This window comes from Mycolicibacterium parafortuitum, from assembly GCF_002086815.1.
Lineage (GTDB): Bacteria > Actinomycetota > Actinomycetes > Mycobacteriales > Mycobacteriaceae > Mycobacterium > Mycobacterium parafortuitum.
In genome coordinates this window covers 46,955-71,085 of the sequence record NZ_MVID01000031.1, presented here as the reverse complement: position 1 = coordinate 71,085, position 24,131 = coordinate 46,955, and the positions used below count along the sequence as shown (strand labels likewise).

Sequence of the window (24,131 nt, the reverse complement as noted above, 5' to 3'; positions counted from 1 at the left end):
AACGCCGCAGTCGCTCTTGTGAGGAGACGAAATGGCTACATTCGACGCGATGCAGGAACGGGCAAATCGCCCGGTGCGCCGAATCCTCCCCCCGCGATGACGAGGAGCCCGTTCACCCCGGTTGCCGTCATCGGCATGTCCTGCCGGCTGCCCGGTGGCATCGACTCCCCAGAACAGCTCTGGGAGGCGTTGCTGAGGGGCGACGACCTCGTCACCGACGTTCCGCGGGACCGCTGGGATGCCGAGGGTGTGCCGGGCCGCACCGCGACCAAGTGGGGCGCCTTCCTCGACGACATCTACGGATTCGACTCCGAGTTCTTCGGCATCGACGACGATGCGGCCTCCGCCCTCGACCCACAGCACCGCCTGCTGCTGGAAACCTCCTGGGAGGCGATGGAGCACGCGGGCCTGCGGCCCGCCGCGCTGGCGGACTCACCGACCGGGGTGTTCGTCGGGCTCAGCCACATCGACTACCAACTCGTCAACGCCGACTCCGACGCGATGGCGGGCCCGCACGGCTTCGACGGCAACACCCTCGGGATGGCCTCCGGGCGCATCGCCCGCGCCCTCGGGGTGCGGGGACCGGCGCTGACACTGGACACCGCGTGTTCGTCCGGGCTGACCGCCGTGCACATGGCATGCCGCAGCCTCAACGACGGCGAGAGCGCGTTGGCGTTCGCCGGCGGCGCGTTCGTGATGCTCGAACCCCGCAAGTTCGTCTCGGGCACCGCGCAGAGCGCCCTGTCCCCCACCGGGCGCTGCCATGCCTTCGACGCCGACGCCGACGGCTACGTTCCCGGCGAGGCCGTCGCGGTGGTGGTGCTCAAACGCCTGCCCGACGCCCAGCGCGACGGCGACCGGATCCTGGCGGTGATCCGTGGAACGGCCGTCAACCACGACGGGACCACCGACGACCGCTCAACCCCGTCGGCTCGGGCGCAGACCGCGCTGTACCGGGCCGCGCTCGAGACCGCCGGCGTCGCCGCGGACACGATCGGCATGGTGGAGGCGCACGGTCCCGGCACCCCGGACGGCGATCCGATCGAGTACGCGGGCCTGGCCGAGGTGTACGGCACCGCGGGCCCGTGCGCGCTGGGGTCGGTGAAGACCAATGTCGGTCACGCGCAGTCGGCGTCCGGACTACTCGGTCTCCTCAAGACGGTCCTCGCGCTGCAGCACGGCGCGGTACCGCAGAACCTGCACTTCACCCGGCTGCCCGATGCCGTGGCCCGGATCGAGACGAATCTGTTCGTCCCGCAACATCTTTCCGAATGGCCGGGCACCGAGCACCCGCGCCGCGCGGCGGTCTCCTCGTACGGCACGTCGGGAACCAACGTCCATGCCGTTCTGGAGCAGGCTCCCGAGCCGGGTCCGGCCGTGCCCTCCCCGACGGATGCGCGGACACCTCTGGTGTTCCCGCTCTCGTCCACGTCGGCCACTGAGCTGCGCCGCACGGCGGGACGTCTCGCCGACTGGATCGAGGCCCATGAGCAGGTGGCGCTGCCGGACCTCGGATACACGCTCGCGCGCCGCCGTGCGCACCGCCCGGTCCGCACCGCCGTGCAAGCGGGCGACCGCACCGAGTTGATCACCGCGCTGCGCGGGATCGCCGAGGGCCACGCCGACTTCCGGCCCGCGGTCGGTGGCGACGACCGCGGACCGGTGTGGGTGTTCTCCGGGCAGGACGCGCAATGGTCTCGGATGGGTGCCGAACTCCTCACCGTTGAACCGGTTTTCGCGGCCACCGTGGCGCAGATCGAGCCCCTGGTGGCCGCGGAGTCCGGCTTCTCCGTGACCGCGGTCATCACCGGGCGCGATGGGTCCGCCGGCTACGACCGCATACAGCCTGCGGTGTTCACCATCCAAATCGCGGCGGCCGCCGTGCTCGCGGAACTCGGCGCGGTACCCGGTGCGGTCATCGGTCATTCGACCGGAGAGATCGCCGCGGCGGTGGTCGCCGGAGCGCTTTCCCTCGAGGACGGTGTGCGCGTGGTCTGCCGCAGCGCCAGGATGATGGCGACGGTCGCCGGTTCCGGCGCCGTGGCGTCTGTGGAACTGCCTGCCAAGCAGGTGCTTTCCGAGCTCACGATGCGTTCGGCCAAGGACGCGGCGATCGCCGTGGTGGCCGCGCCGCAGACCACCGTGATCGCCGGCGCCCGCACCCGCGTGCACGAGATGGTCGCCGACTGGCAGGACCGCGGCATCGCGGTCAGGGAGATTCCCGTGGACGTGGCAGCGAACTCCCCGCAGCTCGATCCCATCGTCAAGGAACTCACCGCCGCGCTCGCCGACATCGAACCGCGCACTCCGAGCCTGCCGTTCTATTCGGCCACCGGATTCGATCCGCGCGAACAGCCCAGGTGCGACGGCCGATACTGGGTGCAGGCCCTTCGCCGCACGGTGCGGTTCGCCGCCGCGGTGCGCGCCGCGATGGAGGACGGCTACCGGGTCTTCGCCGAGCTCGCTCCGCAGCAGCTGCTCGCCGACGCCATCGAGGAGACCGCCCGCAGTCTTGACGTCCCGCTGGCCACCATGGCCGGCCCCGGCGAAGCCGGGCCCGCCGGTTTTCTCGCCGCGCTGCACAGTGCCGGTGCCGCAGTGGATTTCGCCGTGCCCTATCCGTCCGGCGCGCTGGTGGACGTCCCGCTGCCGACCTGGACACACCGCACGCTGCGACTCGGCGGCGACGTCGAGCAGGACGCCACCGTCGGCGGGTACAGCGTCGCCGCACATCCGCTTCTCGGGCCGCACGTGCGTCTCACACAGCAACCGCAGCGGTACGTCTGGCAGGCCGAGGTGGGCACATCGGCGCAACCCTGGCTCGCGGAACACCGCGTCCACGACGTCGCAGTGCTTCCGGCCGCGGCCTATTGCGAAATGGCGCTCACCGCGGCGCGTGTCGCGCTCGGGGAGGCCGCCGAGGTCAGCGACCTCGAGCTGATCCGCCCGCTTCCGCTGGACGGCCACACGACGGTCGGGGCGTCGACCACCCTGTCCGCTCCCGGCGTGGCCGGCTTCGTCGCCGAATCCGGCCACGACGGCGACCACGCACGCCACGCCACCGCGGTGCTGCGCGTCGCCGAGGCGGTGACGCCGCCCCGCTACGACGTGAACGCACTGCTGGCCGCACATCCGGAATCGGCCGACGGTGCCGAGGTGAGTGCCGGACTCGGGCAGCTCGGCGTCCACCACGGCTCGGCATTCGCCGCACTCGGCACCGTCCACGTGGGCCGGGACGCCGCGGGTTCCGTGCTGGCCGAACTCGCCGCTCCGGACCAGCTCCGTTCTCAGCTGGCCACTTTCGGTGTCCATCCGGCGCTGCTGGAGGCTTGCTTCCAATCGGTTGCGGCCAGTCCGCACGTCGATGCTCTCGGCGACCAGGCGCTGGGCCGGCCCGTCGGCGTCCAGCGGCTGCGGCTGTACGGTTCGGCACGCGACGCCCGCTACTGCTACACCCGGGTCACCACAGTCGACGGCGACGGCGTACAGGCCGACCTCGACGTGCTCGACCGTGACGGCGCCGTGCTGCTCAGTGTGCACGGGCTCACCTTCGACACCGGCGCCGCCGACAGCACCCGCCGCGACCGGATCCTCGACGAACGGCTGATGAGCATCGACTGGCAGCAGCGGACGCTGCCCGACTCCGCCGACGCCACTGGCGCCTGGCTGCTGGTCAGCACCGGTGCCACCGCCGACGTGACGGCCGCGGCATTGGCGGACTCGCTGAAAAACCGTGCCGCCCAATGCACCACGATGTGCTGGCCGGCGCAGGCGGACCACGTCGCGAACGCCGAGGAGCTCGCCAGACACCTGCGTGATCGCCAGCTCGCCGGTGTGGCGATCCTGGCCGGGCCGACAACTGGTGGTGACATCGCGCAGTGTCCGTCGGTGGCGCTGGAGTACGCCCAGCACCTCGTGCGTATCGCCCGCGAGGTCCCCAAGTGCGAAGGACGGCTCCCCCACCTCGTCGTCGTGACCCGGGACGCTCAGCCGGTGCTGCCCGAGGACGTACCGAATCTCGAGCACGGCGCGCTGCGCGGTCTGGTACGGGTGATCGGCGCCGAATACCCGCACCTACGGGTCACCCAGATCGACGTGGACGAGGCCACCGGGACCGATCTGGTGGCCGCCCAGCTACTCGGTGAGTCCGACGAGGACGAGACTGCGTGGCGCGGCGGTGCGTGGTACACCGCACGGCTGCGGCCGGCGCCGCTGCGCCCCGACGAACGCCAAACCACCCTCGCCCACCACGACAGCGACGGAATGCGACTGCAGATCCGCACGCCCGGCGATCTGGAAACCCTGGAACTGGTGTCCTGCGAACGGATCCCGCCGGGGCCCGGGCAGATCGAGGTCGCCGTGCACGCATCGGGGATCAACTTCGCCGACGTCCTGGTGGCGATGGGACGATTCCCCGGCATAGACGGCGAGATGCCGGAGCTGGGAATGGATTTCGCCGGGGTGGTGACCTCGGTGGGGTCAGGTGTGACCGAGCACCGGATCGGCGACCGGGTCGGCGGCTTCTCCCCCAGCGGGTGCTGGGGCACCTTCGTCTCGTGCGACGCGCGACTGGCGGTGCCGCTGCCGACCGGCCTGTCCGACCATCAGGCGGTGGCCGTGGCGACGGCGACCGCGACCGCGTGGCACGGCCTGCACGACCAGGCCAGGATCACCGCGGCGGACAAGGTCCTGATCCACTCCGCCACCGGGGGCGTCGGCCAGGCCGCGATCGCGATCGCACGCGCCGCCGGTGCCGAGATCTTCGCCACCGCGGGTAGCGACGAGCGCCGGAACCTGCTGCGCAGCATGGGGATCGAGTACGTCTACGACTCCCGCAGCGTCGACTTCGCCGAACAGATCCGGCAGGACACCGGCGGGTACGGCGTCGACATCGTGCTCAACTCGCTGACCGGCGCCGCCCAACGCGCCGGCATCGAGTTGCTGGCCGTCGGTGGCCGGTTCGTCGAGATCGGTAAACGCGACGTCTACGGCAACAGCCAGCTCGACCTGTTCCCGTTCCGGCGCAACCTGACGTTCTCCTATGTCGACCTGGCGCTGATGTCGCTGCATCAGCCCCAGCGCGCCGGGAACCTTCTGCGGACCGTGTACCGGCTGGTCGCCGACGGTGACCTGCCGCCCGCGCAGCACACGGACTATCCGCTGACCGACGCCGCGGTGGCGATCCGCGAGATGGGCGCCGCGCGGCACACCGGGAAGCTCATCCTCGAGGTGCCGCGCACCGGGCACAGCGAGGCGGTGACCCCGCCCGCACACGCCCCGGTGTTCCGCGCCGACGGCGCCTACCTGATCACCGGCGGGCTCAGCGACCTCGGATTGTTCCTCGCCGAGAAGATGTCCGACGCCGGTTGCGGACGCATCGTGCTGACCTCACGCTCCCAGCCCACACTCAAGGCGCTCGAGACCATCGAGATGATCAGGGTGATGGGCGGCGACGTCGTGGTGCACTGCGGCGACATCGCCGACCCGGCCACCGCCGTACGCCTGGTCGAGACCGCGACGGCGACGGGTCTCCCGGTGCGCGGTGTTCTGCACGCGGCCGCCACGGTCGCGGAGGTGACCGTCGCCAAACTCACCGACGACGTCATCGAGCAGGACTGGGCACCAAAGGTCTACGGTGCGTGGAATCTTCATACGGCCACCGCCGGACAACCGCTGGACTGGTTCTGCACCTTCTCCTCGGCGGCGGCGCTGATCGGCGCACCCGGGCGCGCCGCGTACGCCGCGGCGAACAGTTGGCTCGACGCGTTCGGACGGTGGCGCCGCGCCCAGGGCCAACCGGCGACGGTCATCGCGTGGGGTTCGTGGGATCGGATCGGCCGCGGTAGCGAGCCGTCCGGCGCCGACATCACCGCCGACGAGGGTGCGTACGCATTCGAGATGCTGCTGCGTCACGACCGCACCTACAGCGGCTATGTGCCCGTCTCCGGGACGTCGTGGCCCGCGGGGCCGACGCAGCGCTCCCCGTTCGCCGAGGCGTACCGCGCCGCGGACAACGGCTCCGGCACCGACAAACTGCGAGCCGTTCTCGGCGACGCCGCACCGCAGGAGTGGCCCGCACTACTGAGGAAGCTGATCGCCGAACAGATCAGCCTCGTACTGCGCCGCAATGTCGACCCCGATCGGCCCCTCGCCGAGTACGGTGTGGACTCGCTGGGTGCCCTCGAACTCCGGACCCGACTGGAGGCCGAGACGGGTATCCGGCTGGCCTCCAGTGAGCTTGCCGTCGGCACGATCCGGGGCCTGGCGGAACTGTTGTGCGACAAGCTCGCACCGACGCAGGAGAACGATGAAAGCCCTCTCTAAGGTGTTGCTGTCCGGGCTGTTCCAGGCGGTCGCGCTCGGCCTGCTGGTGTTCGTCCCCGCGGGCACCGTCGACTACTGGCAGGCGTGGTTGTTCCTGGCGGTCTTCGCGCTGTCGGCGTGGCTGCCCAGCCTGTACCTGCAGGTGACGAATCCTGATGCGCTGCAACGACGGATGCGCGGCGGACCGGTCGCCGAGGGCAGACCGGTGCAGAAGCTGGTGATGGCGGGTCTGTACCTGTCGCTGGGGGCGATGTGTGTGGTCAGCGGCCTGGACCGCCGGTTCGGGTGGTCGGCGATGCCGCCCGCGCTGTGCCTGGTCGGCGCCGTGCTGGTCGCGGTCGGGATCGGCGCGGTGGTCCTGGTCATCACCCAGAACCACTACGCGTCGACGACCGTGCAGGTGGAGTCGGGCCAGAACGTCGTGTCCACCGGCCTGTACGGCGTGGTCCGGCACCCGATGTACACCGCGAACACGATCATGCTGGTCGGTATCCCGTTGGCGCTCGGCTCCTACTGGGCGCTGGTCTTCGTCATCCCCGGCCTGCTCGTGCTGGCCTCCCGGATCCGCGACGAGGAAACCCTGCTCGCGCAGGAACTCTCCGGATACCGGGACTACACGCAGAAGGTGCGCTACCGCCTCGTTCCGTGCGTGTGGTGAGCCGCTCAGCCCGCTGAGTCCACCACCCGGCCCAACGCGGCGACCGTCGGCGCGTCGAACAGCGCGGTGACCGGCAACTCGGTGTGCAGCGTCGCGTTGACGCCCGCCACCGCCCGCATCGCGGCCAGTGAGTCACCGCCGAGGTCGAAGAAGGATTCCTCGGCCGCGACCTGATCGACGCCGAGCACCTCCCCGAACACCCCGGCCAGCACCTGTTCCACGCCGGGCGCCGGAGCGCGACGGCTCACCGGCATCCCGTCGCCGACCGCGTCCGGGGCGGTTCGCGATCCGGCGCCGTCGAGCAGTTCCGCCGACATCAGCGGTGCGCTCGGATCGGTGATCATCGCGACCACGATCCGCTTGAACTGCTCGATCAAAGCCCCGATGCGATCGTCGTCGAACACGTCGGCGCGGTACTGGATGCGCAGGTCGAGTTCGGGGCCCGGGACCGCCTGAACCGCCAGCGGATAGTGGTAGTAGTCGCGGTTGAACACATCGGTCACGGCCAGTCCGTCGTCACCTGAGAATTTCGCGGCGTCGGTCGGGTAGTTCTCGTAGACGAAGACGGTGTCGAACAGCTGCCTGTGCCCGGTCTCGCGGTGCATCTCGTGCAGCGCGAAGTGTTCGTGCTCCAGCGTGCGGTTGCGCGCGTTGCGCAGCTGGTCGAGCAGATCGGCGGTGGTGGTCGTCGAGGTCATCGCCGTCCGCACCGGGACCGTGTTGATGAACAGGCCCACCATCGAGTCCGCACCGACGAGGTCGTCGGGCCGGCCCGACACGACGGCGCCGAACGCCACGTCCTGCTGTCCGGTCAGCCAGACCAGCAGTTGCGCCCAGGCCGCCTGCAGCACCGTGCTGACGGTGGTGTGGTGGGTTCGGGCCAGCTCCCCCAGCGCGCGGGTGGTGGGCTCGGAAAGCCGTTGTGCGACAACCTCACGCGGGCCTGCCGCACTCAGTCGGGGCGGGCCCACAAGAGTGGGTGCGCCGATACCGCTGAGCTGCTCGGACCACGCGGCACGGGCGGCGGCCACGTCGCGCTCGGCCAGCCAGCCGACGAAGCGGCGGAACGGCACCGCGGCGGGCAGCCACTGCCCGTAGTAGCTGGCGAAGATCTCGCCGAGCAGCACCGGCAACGACCACCCGTCGAGCACGATGTGGTGGTTGGTCAGCACGAACCGGTGCTCGTCGGTCGCGGTGCGGATCAGCGCGGCGCGGAACGGTGGATGGGCGGTCAGATCGCACACCGCGGCGCGTTCGGCCGCGTAGACCCGCTCGAGCTCGGCGTCCCTCCCGGTCTCCGAGCCGGTACTCCGGTCACGCAGATCGACGTACGTCCATGGTGTTTCGGGATCCGCCGGGATGAGCGCGACGGGCTCGGCGAACCTGCCACAGAACCGGGCCACCAGGTTCGGGTGTCGCTGCACCGCGAGCTGCACCGCGTCGCGCAGCCGGTGCGGGTCGAGCCGGCCGGTCAGCGTCACGTCCAGTTGCACGGCGTACACGTCGTCGCCGGAACCGTGCGCGACGTCGGCGTGGAACAACAGGCCCTGCTGCAGCGGCGTCAGCGGCAGGATGTCGGCCACCTGACGCGGCGGGCACACCTCGTCGATCTGCGCCTGGGACAGCTTGGCGGGCAGGATGTCCGACGGCGTCAGACCGCCGCCGCCCTCGCGAACGTGGGCACAGATGCCGGCCAGTGCGTCGAACCACAGCTCGCTCAACCGGTTCACGTGGCCGTGGTCGAGCGCCGAGAGCGCCCACGACCACCCGGCGCGCAGCCGCGGGCCGTGTTCGGTGTCGACGGTCCCGGCGTTGAGCTCCACGGTGTGCATCAACGGCATCGGGATCGCCGCGGCCGCACCGGTGACGGTCCAGCCGTCCTGCCTGATCTCCCAGATGTCGCCTGACACCTCGCCGGCGCCGGCACCGATCCGGCCCAGGTAGTTGAACCCGATCGGCGGGTCCGCGCCGTCGAGATCGACGCGGTCGTTCAGATAGCGCAGCAGCCCGTAGGTGATCCCGTCGGGCAGGGTGCGCAACTGCTCCTTGGCGTCCTTGACGACCCGGCCGAGGTCCCGGTGGCCGGATCGCACCTGCTCCCATGTCAGGCCGCCACCGACGGCCAGCGACACCGGGTACTTCGTGGTGAACCATCCCACCGTGCGCGACAGGTCGACCGCGTCGTCGGCACTGCCGCCGACGAGATCCTCCTGCCTGCCATGCCCTTCGGCGTCGATCACGATCGGCGCGGCGGAGGGGTCACCGAGACTTCCCGAGAACTCCGCCAGCGCCAACCCGAACGCGATCAGCAGGATGTCGTTGATGCCGGCGTGGAACGCCGCAGGCACCTCACCCAACAGCAGACGGGTCGTCTCGCTGTCCATCTCGACGGTGAGACTGCCTGCATTGGCGTAGGTGTCGACCTCGGGCTGCACTGCGGGCAGCCGCGGCGGCACCGCCGTGATCTGTTGCCATGCCTGCGCCGTCGCGACAACGTCGGGGTGATGGGCCTGCTCGGTGAGCACCGAGGCCCAGCGCGCGAACGAGGTGCCGGGTGCGGGCAACTCGACCGGCTGGCCGCCGCGGATCTGCGCCCAGGCCAGGTTGACGTCCTCCAGCAGGATGCGCCACGACACCCCGTCGACGACGAGGTGGTGCGCGATGATCACCAGGGTTCCGGCGCCCGGTACCCACAGCGCGCTGAGCATCCGCCCCGCCGCCGGATCCAGGCGCGAGCGGGCCGCGACGACGGCGTCATCGGTGAGCTCGTCGACGGAGTGCAGACAGTCGTGCGCGTCGACCGTGCCCGCGTCGGGCACTTCCAATGTCCAATCGCGACTGCCGATTTCGTCACCGCCGGTGACCCGCAACCGCAGCATCGCGTGGCGATCCAGTACGGCCTGCAAGACCAGCACCACATCGGCCTCGGTGGCGCCGACCGGAGCCTGCACCACCACCGTCTGGTTGAACTGGTCGACCGGGCCCCGCACCTGGCGAAGCCAGTGGATGATCGGGGTCGCGGCGAGGGTTCCGACGCCCTCGTCGACGGCGTCGTCACCACCGGTGGCGACCCGCGCCACCCGCGCCAGCCGGGCGACAGTCTGTTCGACGAAAACGTCACGCGGACGGCACAACACACCTGCCGCCCGGGCCCGGGCGACCACCTGCATCGACAGGATGCTGTCGCCACCGAGCTCGAAGAACGACTCGTCGACGCCGACCCGGGCCAACCCGAGCACCTGGGCGTAGATGTCGGCCAGAATCTCTTCGACGGCGTCGGCCGGCGCACGGTAGGAGTCGACGTCCTGGTACTCCGGCGCCGGTAGCGCGCGCTTGTCCAGCTTGCCGTTGACCGTCAGCGGCATCGCGTCCACCACCACGATCGCCGCCGGGATCATGTACTCCGGCAGGCGGTCGGACAACGCGGCGCGCAGCCCGACCGGATCGAGGGCGTCCGAGGCGCCGGTGACGTAGCCGACCAGCCGTTTGTCCCCGGGACGGTCCTCGCGCGCGATCACCTCCGCCTGGCCGACCCCGTCGAGGGCGGCCAACGCGGCCTGCACCTCGCCGAGTTCGATGCGGTACCCGCGGATCTTGACCTGCTCGTCGGCGCGGCCCAGGTAGCGCAGCTCACCGTCGGGCCCCCAGCACATCACGTCCCCGGTGCGGTACATCCGCTCCCCGGGCGCCCCGAACGGGCACGCGACGAACCGGGTGGCGCTCAGACCGGCCCGGCCGAAGTAGCCGTAGGCGAGCCCCGCACCGGCGACGTAGAGTTCGCCGACCACCCCCGGGGCCACCGGCCGCAGCGCGTCGTCGAGCACGAAGAACCCGAGGTGGGCCAGCGGCACCCCGATGGGGCTGACGATGCTGGTGACGTCGCTCGCGAAGATCTCCCGGAACGACGCGTGCACGGTGGTCTCGGTGATGCCGTACATGTTGATCAGGCGCGGGGAATCCGGATGCGCCTCCAGCCACGACGCCAGGCGTTGCGGCTCAAGCGCTTCCCCACCGAACACCACGGCCTGCAGGGCCAGTTGCACCTCGGGCTGCAGCGCGTCGGCGGCCTGCAGGGCGTAGAACGCCGACGGGGTCTGGCTCAACACCGTCACCTGCTCGGCGGCCAGCAACGTGTGCAGATCCTCCGGGGACTTGACCACCGGGTCGGGCACCACGACGACCCGTCCGCCGTAGAGCAGCGGGCCCCAGATCTCCCACACCGAGTAGTCGAACGCCAGCGAATGACACTGCGTCCACACCTGATCGGCCAGCCCCATATCGGCGTCCAGCGTCTGGAGCAGACGCGTCACGTTGCGGTGCGGGATCGCCACGCCCTTCGGAGTGCCGGTCGTGCCCGACGTGTAGATGATGTAGGCGATCTGGCCGGCGTCCGGCGCGGCGAGCGCGGCAGCGGGCTGTCGGGTGACAGCGGGATCGTCGTAGGTGATGACCGTGAGGTCGCGGCCGGCGAGTTCGCCTGCCAGCGCGGCGGTGGTGATCGCGGCGACCGGCGCGGAGTCGGTGAGCACGAATTCCCGGCGCGCCGCGGGCACCGCCGGATCGATCGGCACGTAGGCCGCCCCGGTCTTGACGATCGCCAGGATCGCGAGCACCGCTTCGGCCGTACGCGGCATCAGCAGCGCGACCCGCTGCCCGGTCCGCACGCCACGCTCGATCAGCAGATGCGCCAACCGGTTCGACGCGTCGTCGAGCTCCCGGTAGGTCCACGACCGGCTTCCGCACCGGATCGCGACCGCGTCGGGCGTGCGGTCGACCTGTGCGGCGAACGAGGCCGGAATGGACGGCGCGGGTGCCGTCGGCGCGGTCAGCGCCGCCCGGTTGCCCCACCGGTCCAGCCGGGCATGCTCGCCGGCGTCGAGCACGTCGATCGAGGACAACCGCAACGCCGGATCGGCGGTCATCGTGTCCAGAACCCGGCGCAGCCGGTCGATCAGCGTCTCGATGGTCGACGCGTCGAAGACGTCGGTGCGAAATTCGACGAACCCGCCGATACCCGCGGGTTCCCCTGTGCTGGAGAACCTTTCGGCCAGCGAGAACGACAGGTCCATCCGTGCGGCGCCGGTGTCGATCGGCAGCTGGCTGACCTCCAACTCACCCAGGGACAGGCCGGCGGTCGCCGGGTCGGTGGTGTCGGCGGGCAGGTTCTGCCAGGCCAGCATGACCTGGACCAGCGGGTGGTGGGTCAGCGACCGGGTCGGGTTGAGCCGGTCGACCACGACCTCGAACGGCACGTCCTGGTTCTCGTAGGACGCCAGCGATCGGGTGCGCACCTGGTCGAGCACCTCGGCGACGCTGGGGTCTCCGGCCAGGTCGAGCCGCAGCACCAAGGTGTTGATGAAGAACCCGACCAGCCCGTCGAGCGCCGGATCGCGCCGGCCGGCGATCGGGAAACCCACGGCCACATCGGAAGTCGCGCTGAGCTTGGACAGCAGCACCGCCAACGCGGCCTGCATGACCATGAAGCTGGTGGCACCGCGATCTCTGGCCACCCGGGCCACCTGCCGCTGCAGGTCGGCAGGCCAGTCGACGGACACCGTCGCGCCGCGCTGGTCGGCCACCTGCGGGTAGGGCCGATCGGTCGGCAGGGCCAGCCGTTCGGGCAGATCCGCCAGCGTCCGCTGCCAGTAGTCCAGCTGCGCCGCGATCCGGCTCTCGCCGTCGGCGAGCTCACCGAACTGCGTGCGCTGCCACAGCGTGTAGTCGACGTACTGGACCGGCAGATCAGTCCAGCGCGGCGGGTGTCCGGCGCACCGCGCGGCGTAGGCGGCGCCGAGGTCGGACACCAGCGGGCTGATCGACCACCCGTCGGCCGCGATGTGGTGGACGACCGCGACCCAGATGTGTTCGTCATCGGCGACGCGGAACAGTTCGGAGCGCAACGGGATCTCGGCGGACAGGTCGAACGTCCGGCGTGCGGTCTCCTCGACCGCCCGCTCGAGCCGGTCGGCCGGCCAGCCGGTGGCGTCGACCACCTGCCAGCCGAAGTCGGCACGCTCACTATCGAGCACCACCTGCCGCGGAATGCCGTCGGGCGCGTCGAACAGCGTCCGCAGGCTCTCGTGGCGGTCGACCACATCGGCGAGCGCCGCACCGAGTAGGGCGGCGTCGAGATGGCCCCGCAACCGCAGCGCCACCGCGAGGTTGTACACCGGTGACGGGCCCTGCAACTGGTCGATGAACCACAGCCGGCTCTGCGCGAAGGACAGCGGGATGATCTCCGGGCGCTGTTGCGGTGTCAGCGGTTCGAGCTGGTTCGCGGCCACGCCGAGCCGCGTGGCCAGTTGGGCCACCGAGGGTGCTTCGAACACCGTGCGCACGGCCAGCGATGCACCCATCGTCGCGTTGACCGCGGCGACCAGGCGCATCGACGACAGTGAATCACCGCCGAGATCGAAGAACGAGTCGTCCACCCCGACGCGCTCCACACCGAGCACCTCGGCGAAGATGCCGGCCAGCATCTCTTCGGTCACGGTGCCCGGTGCCCGGTAGTTGTCCGCGTCCTGATAGTCCGGCGCGGGCAGGGCCCGCCGGTCGAGCTTGCCGCTGACCGTGAGCGGCAGCGCGTCCAGTGCCACCACCGCGGCCGGGACCATGTAGGCGGGCAGGCGTTCGGTCAGCGCGGCACGCACCGCCGCGGGTGCCGCGGATCCGGTGATGTAGCCGACCAGCCGGGGATCGCCGGGCCGGTCCGCGCGCGCGACCACCACGGCGTGCTCGACACCGTCGAGACCGGCCAGCACGGCCTGGATCTCGGCGGGTTCGATCCGGTAGCCGCGGATCTTGACCTGCTCGTCGGCACGTCCGACGTACTCCAGCTGACCGTCGGCGCGCCAGCGCACGAGATCACCGGTGCGGTACATGCGCGCGCCGGCCTGCCCGAACGGACACGCTACGAACCGCGACGCCGTCAGCCCGGTGCGATCGAGATAGCCCATCCCGACACCACGGCCGGCCACGTACAGCTCCCCCACCACCCCTTCGGGGACCAGGCCGAGGCGCTCGTCGAGAACGAACAGCGCGACCGTCGGCGGTGGCGAGCCGATCGGCACGTCGGCCCCGGCCCGCAGCGGTGCGCTCATCGACGCGTACACCGTCGCTTCGGTGGGGCCGTAGGCGTTGATCACCACCCGCCCGGGGGCCCACTGCTCCACCACTTCCGGCGGGCATGCCTCACCGCCGAGCAGAAGGGCCACCGACTCCAGTCCGTCGGGCCGCAACGCCGCGACCGCGGACGGGGTCTGGGTGAGCACGTTGACCTGCTCGTCGACCAGCAGCGCGTGGAAATCGTCGGGTGAGCGCACCACCGTGTCCGGCACGACCACCAGCCGAGCGCCACCGAGCAGCGCGGCCCAGATCTCCCAAACCGAGAAGTCGAACGCATACGAGTGGCACTGCGTCCACACCTGTTGGGCGGGCAGCCCTTTGGGTGGTGAGTCGGCGAGGTGAGCCAGGTTTCGGTGAGCCAGCGCGACGCCCTTCGGCGTTCCGGTGGTGCCCGAGGTGTAGATCAGATAGGCGATGTCGTCGGCATGCGGGACCGGCAGCACCGTCGCCGCATCGTCGGGGACGGTCTCGTCGATGCGGACGACCGTCAGGTCGTAGTCGCGGATCCGGGGTTCCAGCGCCTCGTCGGTGACGATCGCACCGGGGGCGGCGTCGCCGATCATGAACCCGATACGGGAGTCCGGCAGCGCCGGGTCGATCGCGAGGTAGGCGGCACCAGTCTTGAGCACCGCCAGCATCGCGACCACAGCCTCGGCCGAGCGCTCGAGCAGCAGTGCCACGCAATCGCCGTGCCGCACCCCGCGGGCGACGAGCACGCGGGCGAACCTGTCGGCGGAGTCCTCGAGTTCGCGGTAGTTGATGTGGCGACCGCCGTCGCTGACCGCGATCGCGTCCGGGGCCGCGGCGGCGACGGCGCCGAACAGCTGCGGGATCGACATCGGGACGGGTGCCTGCGCGGTCAGCACCGCGCGGTTGCCGATGGTGTCCAGCCGCCCGCGCTCGTCCTCGCTGAGCACCGACACCGCCGAAAGTCGTTGCGCGGGATCGGCGGTCATCGACTCGACGACCCGCAGCAATCGGTCGACGAGTCCTTCGATGCTTGCGGTGTCGAACACGTCGGTGCGGAACTCGACCGCACCGCCGATACCGACCGGTTCGCCGGTCTTGGTCCAGCGCTCGTTCAACGAGAACGCCAGGTCCACCCGGGCGGTTCCGGTGTCGAGCGGGATCTGGGTGATCTGCAGATCTCCCAGCGCCATCACGATCTGGTCGCTGGCTTCGGCGGGCAGGTTGCGCCAGTCGAGCATGACCTGCACCAGTGGGTGGTGGGTCAGCGACCGGCTGGGGCTGAGCCGGTCGACCACGACCTCGAACGGCACGTCCTGGTGCTCGTAGGCGGCCAGCGATCGCTGGCGGACCTGGGCCAGTACCTCGGCGACGGTCGGATCGCCGGTCAGGTCGACGCGCAGCACCAGCGTGTTGACGAAGAAACCCACCAGCTCGTCGAGTGCCGGATCCCGGCGGCCACCGATCGGGAAGCCCACCGCGACATCGGGACTCGCGCTGAGCTTCGACAACAGCACGGCCAGCGCCGCCTGCACCAGCATGAAGCTGGTCGCGTGGTGCTCTCGGGCGACCTTGGCGATGCGTTCCTGGACATCGGTCGGCCAGCGGAACGAGATGCTGGCGCCCTGCTGATCCGCGACCGGCGGATAGGGCCGGTCAGTGGGCAGCTGCAGCCGTTCGGGGACCCCGGCCAGCGCGTCCTGCCAGTACGCGAGCTGCCGGGCGATCAGGCTGTTCTTGTCCTCCAGCGCGCCGAATTGCGCACGCTGCCACAGCGTGTAGTCGACGTATTGCACCGGCAGCGCCGACCACATCGGAGGCAGTCCTGCCAGCCGGCACAGGTAGGCCACCCCGAGGTCGTGCACCAGCGGGCCGACCGACAGGCCGTCGGCGGCGATGTGATGCGCGACGGCGACCACCACGTGGTCGTCGTCGCTGACCCGGAACAACCGCGCCTGCATCGGGATCTCCGTGGCGAGGTCGAACGGATGCTGGGCGACCTCGTTGACGGCTTTGTCCAGGTCGGGCTCCGACCATCCGGTGGCGTCGACGATCTGCCAACCGAAGTCGGCTTCCTCGGCCGGGACCACCACCTGCTGCGGCACGCCGTCCGGCGCGGCGAACCGGGTGCGCAGACTCTCGTGGCGGCCGACCACGTCGGCCAGCGCCGCGCCGAGCACGTCGGCGTCGAGCCCGCCGTGCAGCCGCAAGGCCACCGGCATGTTGTAGGTCGGCGAGGGTCCCTGCAACTGATCGAGGAACCACAACCTGTTCTGCGAGAACGACAGCGGCACCACCGCGGGCCGCTCCTCGACCGCCGTCAGCGGCGCGAGCCCGCCGGTGTCGCCGCCGATGCGCGGCGCGAGCTGGGCGACCGCGGGTGCCTCGAACAGCGTGCGCACCGAAAGATTGGCGTTCAGACCGGAATTGACCGCGGCGATCAGACGCATCGCCGATAGCGAGTCCCCGCCCAGGTCGAAGAACGAGTCATCCACCCCGACCCGTTCCAGGCCGAGCACGCGCGCGTAGATGCCCGCCAGGATCTCCTCGACCGCGGTCGACGGGGCACGGTAACCGTCGGCACCCTGGTACTCCGGGGCAGGCAACGCTCGCCGGTCGAGCTTGCCGTTGACGGTCAGCGGCAGCTCGTCGATCACCATCACCGCCGCCGGGACCATGTACTCGGGCAGCCGCTGCGCCACCGCGGCGCGCACCGCGGCGGGATCGAGCGGGCCGGCCGCTCCCGTGACATAACCGACCAGGCGCTTGTCCCCGGGCCGGTCCTCGCGGGCGATCACCACGGCCTGCTCGACGCCGGCCACCTCGGCCAGGACTGCGCGCACCTCACCGATCTCGATCCGGTAGCCGCGGATCTTGACCTGTTCGTCGGCACGGCCGACGTAGCGCAGCTGTCCGTCGGCACCCCACCACACCAGGTCCCCGGTGCGATACATCCGCCCGCCGGGTTCGCCGAACGGGCACGCGACGAACCGCGTGGATGACAACCCGGAGCGGCGCCAGTAGCCGAGCCCGGCCTGTGGACCGGCCACGTACAACTCGCCGACGACGCCGGCGGGCACCGCACGCAACCACTGATCCAGCACGAAGAACGCGAGGTCGTCGAGGGGCCCCCCGACGGGGCTGACGTCGGCCTCGACGTCGTCGGCGAAGATCTCCCGGAACGATGCGTGCACCGTGGTCTCGGTGGTGCCGTACAGGTTCAGCAGCCGCGGCCTGTCCGGATGGCGCTCCAGCCAGGTCCGGAGCCGTTGCGGCTCAAGCGCTTCCCCGGCGAAGATGACCGCGTCAAGGGCGAGCCGGCTCCCGAGGTCGGGGGCCAGCGCGTCGGCGGTCTGCAGTGCGTAGAAACCCGACGGGGTCTGGCTGAGCACGGTGACCTGTTCGGCCGCCAGCAGCGCGTGGAACTCCTCGGGCACCCGCGCCACCGACTCGGGCACCACGACCAGCCGGCCGCCGTAGAGCAGCGCTCCCCACATCTCGCACACCGAGACGTCGAACGCCAGCGAGTGCCACAGGGACCACACCTGCCCGGCCATGTCGAGGTGCGGCTCCAACGCGCCGAGCAACTGGGCCACGTTGTCGTGGACGATGGCCACTCCCTTGGGCACGCCGGTGGTGCCCGAGGTGTAGATCAGGTACGCGATGTCGTCGGGTGCCGGGCCGACCGGTGTCACATCCGATTGTGTTGTGGCCGAACGGATCTCGTCGGCGTCCACGATCAGCATGGAGCGCCCGGCCAACCGGTCGGCCAACTCGGCGTTGGTGATCGCGGCAATCGGTTCCGCGTCGTCGAGGATGAGCTGCATCCGGGCCGCGGGCGCCGCGGGGTCGACCGGCACGTACGCCGCACCGGTCTTCAGGACCGCGAGAATTGCCACGATCGCATCGGCGCAGCGGGGCAACAGCAGCGCCACCCGCTGCCCTGGGCCGATACCCCTGCCCGCGAGCACGCCGGCGAAGCGCTCCGTGAGTTCGTCCAGTTCGCGGTACGTCCACGTCTGCTGACCCCACGTCAGAGCCGGGGCGTCCGGGACACGGTTCACCTGGGCGGCGAACAGCGCGGGAATCGTCGCGGGGTCGGCGGTGCGGCGGGTCAGTACGGCGCGGTTACTCCACTGGTCCAGACGCGACAGCTCGGCGTCATCGAGGATGTCGACCGCGGCCAGCGGCAGCGCCGGATCGGTGGTCATCGCGGTCAGCACCCGCTGCAGTCGGTCGATCACGGTCGCGACGTCGGCCGCACCGAACACCTCGGTGTCGTACTCGACGCGCAGCCGCAGTCGTTCTCCGGGCAGCGCCTGCACCGCCAGCGGGTAGTGGTTGTATTCGCGGTGGGCGAACTCGGCGACGGCCAGGCCGTCGTCACTGGGCAGGGTCGCGGCGTCGACGGGATAGTTCTCGTAGACGAAGAAGGTGTCGAACAGGTGGTCCTGGCCGGTGAGACGGTGAATCTCGTTGAGCGCCAGGTGCTGATGGTCGAGGGTGGCCGTGTAGGCGTCCTGCAGCTGGTTCAGCAGGTCGGCGGTCGTGGTCGACGCGGTGACGGTGGCCCGCACCGGAACCGTGTTGATCAGCAACCCGACGATGGCGTCCGCGCCGAAGATCTCGTCAGGACGTCCCGAGACCGTGGTGCCGAATGCGACGTCGGCGCTACCGGTCAACGCGACCAGCACCCGAGCCCACGCACCCTGTAGCACTGTGCTGACGGTGGTGTGACACGAGCGGGCCAGCTCGCCGAGGGCCGCGGTGAGCTGTTCGGAGGTCTCGAATGTGGCCACCTCACGGCGGCCCTGCTGGACCTGTCCCGGTGGGCCGACGAGCGTCGGGGTCTCGAATCCGGACAGCACCCGGCTCCACGCCGCGCGTGCCGCGTCGAGGTCGCGGCCGGCGAGCCAGCCGACGAACCGCCGGTACGGTACCGCCGGAGGCAGTCGCCTGCCGTAGTAGCCGGCGAACAACTCCCCCAGCAGGATCGGCAGGGACCAGCCGTCGAGCACGATGTGATGGTTGGTCAGCACCAGACGGTGCTCGTCGGGTGCGGTGCGGATCAGCGCGGCGCGGAACACCGGCTCGTCGGCCAGGTCGCACACCGCGACCCGCTCCTCGGTACACAGCCGGTCGATCCGCTCGTCTCTGTCACGCGCGTCGGTCTCGGCGAGATCGAGGAACTGCCAGGGCACTTCGGGATCAGCCGGGATGATCTGGACCGGTTCGGCGAACTTCTGCGAGAACCTCGCCGCCAGGTTGGGGTGCCGGATCGCGACGGACTGCACCGCGTCGCGCAACCGCTCGCGGTCGAGCGGGCCACGCAGCGTGATGTACAGCTGGACGGCGTAGACGTCGTCGCCGGTCTCGGCGGTTCCGGCAAGGAACAGCAGCCCCTGCTGCAAAGGTGTCAGGGGCAGTACGTCAGCGATCCGCATATTGCCGCGCAAGCTCGTCGATCTGCGCCTGGGTGAGGCCGACCGCGATGTCCGACGGTGTCAGGCCGCCTCCGCCACCACGCACGTGCGCGCAGATCCCGGCCAGGGCGTCGAACCACAGCTGGTTCAACCGGCCCACCTGGGCCTGGTTGAGCACCGACGCAGCCCAGGTCCAGCCCGCCCGCAGTCGCGGCCCGTCACCGGTGTCGACGGTCGCGGCGTTGAGCTCCAGGGTGTGCGGCAGCGGCATCGGTACCGCCGCCGCCGCTTCGGTGACCGCCCAGCCGTCCTGCTGGATCCGCCATTCGTCACCGGCGCCTTGACTGGCCGAGGTGCCCTGGCGGCCAAGGTAGTTGAACGCGACGGGTGGATCCGCGGCGTTCAGGTCGACGTCGGGATTCAGGTAACGCAGCACTCCGTAGGTCAGCCCGTCGGGCACGATGCGAAGCTGTTCCTTCGCGGCCTTGACCGCGGTGCCCAGTCGCGCGTCACCGCCGACCACCTCCGGCCAGCTCAGCCCGCCGAGTTCCATCGCGACCGGGTACTTCGCGGTGAACCAGCCGACCGTGCGCGACAGGTCGACCGCGTCGTCGGACTCGGCACCGTCGCCGCCGAGTTCCTCGTGTCGGCCGTGGCCCTCGACGTCGATGCACACCGGTGCCGGTACCGCGCCCAGTGCGCCGAAGAACTCGGCGTAGGCCAGACCGAACGCGATCAGCAGGATGTCGTTGACCCCGGTGTGGAATGCCGACGGAACCTCGCCGAGCAGCATCGCCGTGGTGTCGGCGTCCAGTTCGGCCGACAGCGTGCCCGCCGTGGCGTAGGTGTCCGAATCACGGTCCGGCGGAGGCAGTTCCGCCGGAACGGCGGCGATCCGGCGCCACACGCCGGCCTCGGCGACCACATCGGGCCGGTGCGCGTACTCGGCGAGCAGCGCGGCCCACCTCGCAAACGACGTACCGGGTTCCGGTAGTGCCACCGGCTGCCCGGATCGGTGCTGGGTCCAGGCGAGGTTCAGGTCCTCCAGCAGGATTCGCCATGACACGCCGTCGACCACCAGATGATGGGCGATCACGGCGAGCTGTCCGGTGGCGGGCACCCACAGCGCGCTGATCATCCGCCCGGCGGCCGGGTCGAGCTGCGCGCGAGCGGCGTCGACCGCGTCGACGGTCAGCGCCTCCACCGTGGTCAGGCAGGAATGTCCCTGCGCCGCACCGGCCTCAGGTACGTCGAGGGTCCACTGACCGTCGCCGACGGTGGCCTCCAGCCGCAGCATCGGGTGCCGGTGCTGCAGCGCCTGGAGCAGCACTGCGACATCGGCTTCGGTGACACCGGCCGGCGCCTGCACCACAACGGTCTGGTTGAACTGGTCGACCGGGCCCGGGGACTGCGCCAGCCAGCGCATGATCGGCGTGGCCAGGACGGGTCCGACACCGTCGTCGACCGTCTCGGCGCCGCTGTCGACCACCCGTGCCACGCGGGCGAGCCGGGCGACGGTCTGTTCGGCGAAAACGTCACGCGGACGGCACAACACGCCCGCCGCCCGCGCGCGGGCGACCACCTGCATCGACAGGATGCTGTCGCCGCCCAACTCGAAGAACGAGTCGTCCACGCCGACCTGCTGGAGGCCGAGCACCTGGGCGTAGATGCCCGCCAGGATCTCCTCGACGGCATCGGCCGGCGCCTGGTAGCGCTCGGTGTCGCGGTACTCGGGCGCGGGCAGCGCGCGGGTGTCGAGCTTGCCGTTGACCGTCAGCGGTATCGCGTCGATCACCACCACCGCGGCGGGCACCATGTAGGCGGGCAGCCGCTCCGCCAGCTGCGCACGCAGGGCCGCCGGATCCGGTTCCACCGAGGACGCGACTGACGAACTCGCGACGTATCCGACGAGCCGTTTGTCACCTGGCCGGTCCTCGCGCGCGATCACCTCGGCCTGGCCGACCCCGTCGAGCGCGGCCAGCGCGGCCTGCACCTCGCCGAGTTCGATGCGGTGCCCGCGGATCTTGACCTGCAGATCGGAGCGGCCCATGTAGCGCAGTTCGCCGTCGGAGCCCCAGCACATCAGGTCGCCGGTGCGGTACATCCGCTCGCCGGGCGCCCCGAACGGACACGCGACGAACCGCGTCGCGCTCAGCCCGGCGCGGCCGACGTAGCCGTCGGCGAGGCCGGCACCGGCGACGTAGAGCTCTCCGACCACCCCGGGGGGCACCGGCTGCAGCCAACTGTCGAGCACGAAGAAGCCCAGATGCGCCAGCGGCACCCCGATCGGGCTCACGGATCCGGCGACGTCGCCGGCGAAGATCTCCCGGAACGACGCGTGCACCGTCGTCTCGGTGATGCCGTACATGTTGATCAGCCGTGGCGAATCCGGATGCGCCTCCAACCACGACGTGAGCCGGTGCGGTTCGAGGGCCTCGCCGCCGAACACCACGGCCTGCAGCGCGAGGTCGCGGCCGAGATCGGGGGCCAGCGCATCGGCGGCCTGCAGCGCGTAGAACGCCGACGGGGTCTGGCTGAGCACCGTGACCTGTTCGGACACGAGCAGGGCGTGCAGGTCCTCGGGCGAGCGCACCACCGTATCGGGCACCACGACGACGCGGCCACCGAACAGCAGGGCTCCCCAGATCTCCCAGACGGAGAAGTCGAAGGCCAGCGAGTGGCACTGGGACCAGACGTGCCCGGCCAGGCCCATGTCCGCATCGAGGGTGGCGAGCAGCCGAGTCACGTTGCGGTGCGGGATCGCCACGCCCTTCGGCTTCCCGGTGGTGCCGGAGGTGTAGATCAGATAGGCGGTGTCGTCCGGGTGTGGCCGCGGCAGCACGACATCCGAGTTGCCGGCCGGATCGCTGGTGACGGCCGCGATGTCCAGTACCAGAACCTGTTGCCCGGCCAGCTGATCGGCGAGTTCGGCGGTGGTGAGCACGGCCGCGGGGGCGGAGTCGTCGAGCACGTACTCGCGACGCGCAGCCGGGACCGCCGGATCGATCGGCACGTAGGCCGCCCCGGTCTTCACGACGGCCAGCATCGCGACGACCGCGTCCAGCGAACGCGGCATCAACAGCCCGACGCGTTGCCCGGGGGCCACCCCACGACCGGACAGCACCCTGGCGACATGCCCGGACATCTGATCGAGTTCGCGGTAGGTCAGCGACGATCCGTCGAACGTGACCGCGACGGCCTCGGGGGTGCGGGCGACTTGGTCCTCGAACAGCTCGGCGATCGAGGCGGGATCCGCGGCGGGGCGGATCAGTGCGGTGCGGTTGCCCCATTCCTGCAGCCGGGTGCGCTCGTCCTCGTCGAGGATGTCGATCGACGACAGCGGCCGCTCCGGATCGGCGGCCATCGCGATCAGCACGCGCTCCAACCGGCGTGCGAGCCCGGCGATGTCGGAGTCCGGGAACAGTTCGCCCGCTCCCAGCGTGCTGAGAAAGACGTCGTCGCCGGTGCCGGAGAAGATCATGCCGAAGCCGCCGACGAAGCCGGAATTCGTCATCGACGCCGATGCGGCGACGCCGCCGAAGTCCAACGAGAACGCGTGTGGAAGGAAGTCCAGCACCACCCGGCTCGACCGCTGGTCGGCGCCGCCGGACTTGCGCTCCAGAGCGTGTACCGGAAAACGCTGGTGCGCCAGCGCGTCACGGATCTGTGCGGCGGTGTGCGCACAGAACTCGGTGACCGACGCCGCCGCCGAGACCGTCAACACCAGGGGCGCCACGCCGGCCACCATGCCGGGCAGGGTCTTCGACTCCGGGCGCACCCGCCTGCTCACCGGGAAGTCGAGCACGACCTCGGAGTCGGCGGCGCTGCGCCCGGGGATCATCAGCGCGCACGCGGCGGTCAGCACCGAGGCGCGTGGCATGTCCCACCTGTCGGCCAGTTCCTGGGTCCGACGAATCACGGTGGGGTCCAACCGGACCGGTGTGGACAGCGCATTCGGGTCAGCGTCGGCGCGGGCGTCGGACAGCTGGCCCGGTTGGCCGGCGGACGGCAGATGGGCCGACCAGTACGCCTCGTCGTCGCGGTAGTCGCTCGAAGACTCGTATTCGGCCTCACAGTCCACGAGGTCGGCCAGCGTGCCGAAGAACGCGGCCGGGACGGGTTCACCGGCGACGATCGCCGAGTACACGGACGCGATCCGGTTACCGATCAAGCCGAGGCCGGCACCGTCGGTCACGATGTGATGGAAGCAGCCGAACAGGTAGTACTCGTCGAATCCCGTTTCCAGCAGCGCGAACCGGAACAGCGGGCCGTCGAACGGCAGCTGGGTGCGCTGCATCGTCAGCGCCAGTTCGCGGGCCGCGAGTTCCGGGTCCGGCGAGTCGCTGAGATCGTGGTATTCGAGTTCGACGTCCGGATGGTCGACCACCTTCTGCAGGACGCGACCGTCCTCTTCGAAGATCGCCACCCTGACCGGTTCGGCTTCCTGGATGACCCGGCTGATCGCCCACTGGAGCGCGTCGATCTCCACCGGGCCTTCGATCCGCACCAGCAGCCCGAACTGCCACTCCGCGCCGAAGTGGCCCATTTCCTGCTCGAGCCAGATGTCCAGTTGTGCGCGCGTCAGCGGAAATGCGCGATCGTTACTCTCCATCGGTCTCCCCGAGCCACCCGCT

Annotated in this window: 4 protein-coding genes; 2 read left to right on the top strand and 2 right to left on the bottom strand. The window is 70.5% G+C overall.

The genetic code is table 11. From position 1 onward, the window contains the following. Positions 1 to 96 precede the first annotated feature (96 nt). On the top strand, positions 97 to 6,324 hold the full coding sequence (gene pks2, locus BST38_RS24990) for a sulfolipid-1 biosynthesis phthioceranic/hydroxyphthioceranic acid synthase (RefSeq protein ID WP_083146186.1): 6,228 nt from the start codon (positions 97 to 99) through the stop codon (positions 6,322 to 6,324). Continuing rightward, positions 6,308 to 6,982 (top strand): methyltransferase family protein, encoded by a 675-nt coding sequence (locus tag BST38_RS24985; RefSeq protein WP_083146185.1) that lies wholly within the window; start codon positions 6,308 to 6,310, stop codon positions 6,980 to 6,982. Before pks2 ends, BST38_RS24985 begins: the two co-directional genes overlap by 17 nt. A gap of 5 nt (positions 6,983 to 6,987) precedes the next feature. On the opposite strand, the gene BST38_RS29815 is transcribed toward BST38_RS24985, so the two are convergent. Both BST38_RS29815 and BST38_RS29910 read right to left on the bottom strand, forming a co-directional pair. After that, entirely contained in the window at positions 6,988 to 19,518 is a 12,531-nt protein-coding gene (locus tag BST38_RS29815; RefSeq protein ID WP_110781938.1) for a non-ribosomal peptide synthetase, read from the bottom strand. Further along, positions 19,505 to 24,109 (bottom strand): non-ribosomal peptide synthetase, encoded by a 4,605-nt coding sequence (locus BST38_RS29910; protein WP_110781936.1) that lies wholly within the window; start codon positions 24,107 to 24,109, stop codon positions 19,505 to 19,507. The genes BST38_RS29815 and BST38_RS29910 overlap by 14 nt, the downstream gene beginning before the upstream one ends. Positions 24,110 to 24,131: the final 22 nt, after the last annotated feature.